This window comes from Methylobacterium sp. (assembly GCF_019750675.1).
In the GTDB taxonomy this organism is placed as follows: domain Bacteria; phylum Pseudomonadota; class Alphaproteobacteria; order Rhizobiales; family Beijerinckiaceae; genus Methylobacterium.
In genome coordinates, this window is sequence record NZ_JAIEOF010000341.1 from 1 (window position 1) to 5221 (window position 5221).

A 5221-nucleotide genomic window follows, 5' to 3' on the forward strand; every position below is an offset into this window, starting at 1 on the left:
AGCACGATGTCGTGCGGTCCCGCCTCGGCCATGGACTTGGTGGCCTTGAGGTTGGTCACGTGGATCTCGGAGCCGTCCTCCTCGATCAGCCGCATGCCGTTGGCCTGGATGGCCTCCAGGTTGGGCCCACGCGCGATGAAGGTGACGTCCTCGCCCGCATGGGCGAGGCGCACGCCCAAGAATCCTCCGATGGCGCCGGCGCCGACGATCGCGATGCTCATGTGGATGTCCTCGAAAAACCTGTCCTGGTCACGTCCGGGTCCGGGGGTACGGGTGTCTCACGAAAACCCGTTCGACAACACGCCGATGCCGGCGATCTCCACCTCGACCGTGGCACCCTTGGGGATCGGCCCGGACCCCAGCGAGGTGCCGCAGGCGATGAGGTCGCCGGGCTCCAGGGTCATGTCCCGCGAGAGCTCGGCCACCAGTTCGGCGGGGCGGCGCATCATGTCGGACAGGGGATAGCGCTGGCGCTCCCGCCCGTTGACCCGCACCGCCACTTCCAGGGCCCAGGGGTCAATGTCGGTCGCGATCACCGGGCCGAAGGGGCCGAAGCCGTCATGACCCTTCGAGCGGGTCCAGTGCATGAAGCTCGGATCGGCCTTCAGGGCCTCCAGCGCGGTGACGTCGTTCACGCAAGTGTAGCCGAAGATGTGGGCGGCCGCCGTCTCCGGGGTCAGGTCGCGGCCGCGCTTCCCGATCACGATCCCGAGTTCGCCCTCGAACAGGAGGCGGCCGGCGCCCTCCGGCGCGGTGATCGTCTGCCCGCCGGCGAGGTAGCAGCTCGCGGGCTTGACGAAGTAGAGCGGCACCTCCGGCCGGGTCAGGCCCTGCTTCTCCGCCGAGGCGTGGAAGTTGTTCCACAGGGCGATGTATTTCGAGGGCCGGCACGGCAGGTCGAGGGTGACCTGCGCCAGCGGCAGGGTCGCGCCGGTCGGCACCGGGTCCGCGAAGAGATCCCCTTCGTGGACCGCGATGGTTTCTCCGTCGAGGCGGCCGAAGCCGCCCGCGCCGTCGTGGAGGTAACGGATCCAGCGGGCCATCGCGCGTCAGCTCCGGGCGATGAAGCGGGCGCGCATCGGCTTCAACACGAAGAGCGCGAGGAAACCGGCCAGGAACGCCATGCCGGAGGCGACGTAGAACACCGTCTGCCAGGTGCCGGTCTTGGCCTGGATGGTTAGCAGGATCGGCAGCAGCAGGGCGGCCGTGCCCTTGGCGGTGTAGAGCAGGCCCGCATTGGCCGCCGCGTTCTTGTCGCCGTAGGTGTCGCTGCAAGTGGCGGGGAACAGCGAGTAGATCTCGCCCCAGGCGAAGAACACGAGGCCGGTGAGCAGCACGAAGGCCATCGGGATATGGGCGAACATGCCGAGCGCCAGGATGCCGGCGCCCTCGATCAGGAAGGCGATGACCATGGTGTTCTCGCGGCCGATCTTGTCCGAGACCCAGCCGAAGAAGGGCCGCGTGACACCGTTGAGGACCCGGTCGATGGTCAGCGCGAAGGTCAGCGCCGGCAGGGTCAGGCCCATCAGCGAGACGGGCACGCCCGCCACCTGGAAGTCCTTGGCGATGGGGGCCAGCGAGGCCGCCGCCATCAGGCCGCCGGCCGCCATCATCACGAACATGAGGTAGAGCAGCCAGAAGACCGGCGTGCGCACCATCTCGGCGGTGGAGTACTGGCGCCGGGTGACGATGTTCACGGTTTGCGTCCGGCCGGCGAGCATGCGGTCCTTGAAGGCGGTGCTCGGCGACACGAGGAGCAGCGCGGCCAGCATGACGATGAGGCCTTGGCCGAGGCCGAACACCAGGAAGGTGTGCTGGTAGCCGGAATCGCGGATCATGTTGGCGATCGGGATCACGGTCAGCGCCGAGCCCGCGCCGAAGCCGGCGGCGGTGAGGCCGGCGGCGAAGCCGCGCCGGTCGGGGAACCACTTCAGGGCGTTGCCCACGCAGGTGCCGTAGACCGCGCCCGCGCCGATGCCGCTGATGGCGGCGGCCGCGTACAGCATCGTCAGGGTGTCGGCGTAGGAATTCATCACCCAGCCGAGGGCGCACAGCGCACCGCCGAAGATGGTGACGAGGCGCGGGCCGTACTTGTCGACGAACCAGCCCTCCACCGGCACCAGCCAGGTCTCCATCACCACGAAGATCGTGAAGGCCCACTGGATGGCGGTGCGCTCCCAGCCGAACTTCTGTTGGATCGGATCGACGAACAGCGTCCAGCCGTATTGGAGGTTGGCGATCATCGACATGCAGAGCACGCCCAGGATGAGCTGGCCCCAGCGGCCGAGCGGCGGCGAATCCACGCCGGCGGTCGCGGTCAGGCGCGGACCGGCTTCGGCGGGCGCAATGCGCGCAGTCATGGGCGTCTTCCTCGGCTCAACTCTTGTTTATGGCGATCGGTTTTATCGGCAATTATTTTGAATTCAAGGCGCGAGAACTCGGGGAAGCCTTCGGGTTTGCCGCAAAATTTTTGGGTTAAGCCGATAAAAAATTTGAGCTGCTGAACACGCTCAGGAAAACCGACAAGATTTTCTTGCACCGCTCGCAAAGGATCTTTGCAGCGCAACATGCGGACGGCGTCCTGGCTGCGTTCGTCACGCGCTCGTCATTCCGGAGAAGTGTCGGAAAGGGAACAATCGCCGGATTTCACCGTTCCGCTTGTCCGAAACCGACCGGTCGCATGCGGCGACCGGGATTTCGATGGATACCAGCTTCACGGAGCGTTCTGATGAGCAGCACGACGGACAAGATCAAGGGTCTGGCCAACGAGGCCGTCGGCAATATCAAGCAGGGCATCGGTTCGGCCACTGGCAACGAGAAGCTGCAGGCCGAGGGCAAGGCCCAGGAGTTGAAGGGCGAGGCCCAGAAGACCGTCGGCGACGCCAAGGACGGCATCAAGGGCGCGGCCCACAGCGCGGCCGACGCCATCAAGAAGATCTGATCCGGCCCTAACCCTGCGCGCCGCGACCCCGAGGGGCCGACCGGTGCGCAAAACGGAATCGTCCGCGTCGAGGCGCGCCCGGTGATCGCGCCCGGCGTGGCTCGGCCGGACCGGGAACTCTCGTTGGATAAGGATTCGCGACGATGAACAGGGACCAGATCGAGGGCGGCATCCGCAACATCCGGGGCCGTGGCCGTTCCGCCATCGGCGCCGTGACCGGGCGGGTCCGCCCGCAGGCCGAGGGCGCGTTCGATCAGGCGGCCGGAGCCGTGCAATACGCCTATGGCCGCGCCCGCGACACGGCCGACGACCTGCAGCGCGACGGCGCGCACCTCGTCGACGAGGCCCGTCATCGCGGCCGTGCCATCGCCGGGGACCTGCAGGAGCGGGGCCGCACCTACCAGAGCGTGGCCGTGCGCCGTGGCCGGGTCGTCGCCGCCCGCGCCCAGGAGAACAAGGGCACCACGCTGCTGCTGGTGGCGCTGGCCGCCTTCAGCGCCGGCTGGCTGATGCGTCGCGGGCGTTGAGTCCCTCTGACCCGTCGCCGGCCTTCCGGGGCGCGTGAGGCCGGGGCGGCGGTTCTCGGGGCGGTTCTTGGACAGTCCGGTCCCGGGAGCGCTGGTTCTTGGCGCGGTAGAGGGCCGCGTCCGCCCGAGCCAGCACGGTTTCCGGGGTTTCCCGGTCCGGCGAGGACCCGGCATCGCGACAGGTCGCGATGCCGAGGCTCGCAGAGATGCAGAGTAGGCTCCCGTCGAGGTCGAACGGGTCCAGGAAGCATTGCTGGATCGCCGTGATCACCCGCCGCTCCGCGGTTGGGCCGTCCACCTCGGCCACCACCACGAACTCGTCGCCTCCGAGGCGAAAGGTCCGCGCGGCCTGCGCGGCCGTCGCCCGGTCGAGGCGCCGGGCGGCCTGGGCCAGCAGCACGTCGCCGGCCTTGTGGCCGAGCGTATCGTTGACGGTCTTGAACAGGTCGAAATCCAGCAGGATCACGAGGCATTCGGCCCCCGCCACCGGGGCGTCGAGCCATGCGATCAGCCGCTCGCGCAGGGCGAGGCGGTTGCCGAGCTGCGTGAGGTCGTCGCGTCGCGCGAGCGCGTGCAGGCGCGCGTGCTCGGCATCCCGCGCGGTGACGTCCCGGTCGATGCCCCGGTAGCCGAGCAGCGCGCCATCTTCTCCCAACAGGGGGATGCCGCTCGTCTCCAGCACCACGATCCCCCCGTCCCGGTGACGGTTCCGGTTGATCAGGTTCGCGAAGGCCCGCTTCTCGGCGACGATGCCGCCGAAGATCGCACCGATCCGCGCGGCCTCGTCGGAGGGCATGAAGTCGAAGGGCGTGCGCCCCAGCATCTCGTGCGGCTCGTAGCCGAGCAGGGCCGTCACGTGGCGGGAGGAGTAGGTGTAGCGCCCCTGTGCGTCCACCTCCCAGATCCAGTCGGAATTGGTGTCGAGCATCGCTTTCAGGCGCGCGATCTCCCGCAGCAGGTCGTCCGGGCTCGCAGCCGCGTCCGGATTCGGGGCCGCCGGGGAGGAGGCGCAGTGTTTCGCGGTTCTCATGGGTAGCGGGTCGGCACTCGCGGTCGATCCTGTCCTGAAATCACGGTTAGGGATAAGGATCGGTATACGATGCCGCCCGAAACCGGCCGCCCCGCGCGGCCTGTGGGCCGCCCGCGCGGGAGACACCACCGGATGCCGATACGCCCCTGGGCCGAACTGACGACGGAGGCGTTCCGGACCCGCGACATGGGGCGGACCATCGCGGTGCTGCCGGTGGCGGCCATCGAGCAGCACGGGCCGCACCTGCCGCTGGCCACCGACACGATCATCGCCGAGGGCTACCTCGCCCGCCTGGCCGCGCTGCCGGCCGACGACCTCGACGTCCTGCTGCTGCCCGTCCAGGCCATCGGCAAATCCGACGAGCACGACGGCTTTCCCGGCACCCTGACCCTCTCCACCGAGACCGCCCTGCGGGCCTGGACCGGGATCGGCGCGGATGTCCTGCGGGCGGGCTGCGGCAAGCTCGTGATCATCACCGCGCACGGGGGCAACAGCGCGCTCATCGACCTCGTGGCGGGCGACCTGCGCGCCCTCGGGATGGTGGCGGTGACCACGGCCTGGAGCCGGTTCGGCTACCCGCAAGGGCTGTTCCCGGAGGACGAGATCCGCCATGGCATCCATGGCGGCGGCATCGAGACCGCCCTGATGCTGGCCCTGCGGCCCGACCTCGTGCGGGCGGAGGCCGTGGCGGATTTCACCCCCCGCACCCGGGCGATGGCGGAG

The 5221-nt window shown here is 69.0% G+C and carries 8 protein-coding genes; 3 read left to right on the top strand and 5 right to left on the bottom strand.

Annotated elements, in window-relative coordinates; genetic code table 11:
• The 4 genes from K2X24_RS17210 to K2X24_RS17225 form a co-directional block, all read right to left on the bottom strand.
• A partial coding sequence (locus K2X24_RS17210) for a ketopantoate reductase family protein (protein WP_292499552.1) occupies positions 1-221 on the bottom strand: 221 nt, incomplete at its 3' end.
• A gap of 57 nt (positions 222-278) precedes the next feature.
• The gene (locus K2X24_RS17215; RefSeq protein ID WP_292499553.1) at positions 279-1043 is read right to left on the bottom strand and encodes a fumarylacetoacetate hydrolase family protein; all 765 of its coding nucleotides are present in this window, start codon (positions 1041-1043) and stop codon (positions 279-281) included.
• A gap of 6 nt (positions 1044-1049) precedes the next feature.
• Positions 1050-2360 carry an oxalate/formate MFS antiporter gene (gene oxlT / locus K2X24_RS17220; RefSeq protein WP_292499554.1) on the bottom strand — a complete coding sequence of 437 codons (1311 nt, stop codon included), beginning with the start codon at positions 2358-2360 and terminating at the stop codon, positions 1050-1052.
• Positions 2357-2569, bottom strand: coding sequence for a hypothetical protein (locus K2X24_RS17225; RefSeq protein ID WP_292499555.1), 213 nt, complete (start codon positions 2567-2569; stop codon positions 2357-2359). The genes oxlT and K2X24_RS17225 overlap by 4 nt, the downstream gene beginning before the upstream one ends.
• A gap of 159 nt (positions 2570-2728) precedes the next feature.
• Between K2X24_RS17225 and K2X24_RS17230 the strand changes: the two genes are divergently transcribed.
• Positions 2729-2941, top strand: a complete 213-nt coding sequence (locus K2X24_RS17230) for a CsbD family protein (RefSeq protein WP_292499556.1) — start codon at positions 2729-2731, stop codon at positions 2939-2941.
• A gap of 143 nt (positions 2942-3084) precedes the next feature.
• Entirely contained in the window at positions 3085-3468 is a 384-nt protein-coding gene (locus tag K2X24_RS17235; RefSeq protein ID WP_292499557.1) for a CsbD family protein, read from the top strand.
• On the opposite strand, the gene K2X24_RS17240 is transcribed toward K2X24_RS17235, so the two are convergent.
• Entirely contained in the window at positions 3434-4498 is a 1065-nt protein-coding gene (locus K2X24_RS17240) for a sensor domain-containing diguanylate cyclase (RefSeq protein ID WP_292499558.1), read from the bottom strand. The genes K2X24_RS17235 and K2X24_RS17240 overlap by 35 nt on opposite strands.
• A 132-nt stretch (positions 4499-4630) precedes the next feature.
• On the opposite strand from K2X24_RS17240, the gene K2X24_RS17245 reads away from it, so the two are divergent.
• Positions 4631-5221, top strand: a 591-nt coding sequence (locus tag K2X24_RS17245; RefSeq protein WP_292499559.1) for a creatininase family protein, incomplete at its 3' end; no start/stop codon positions are given.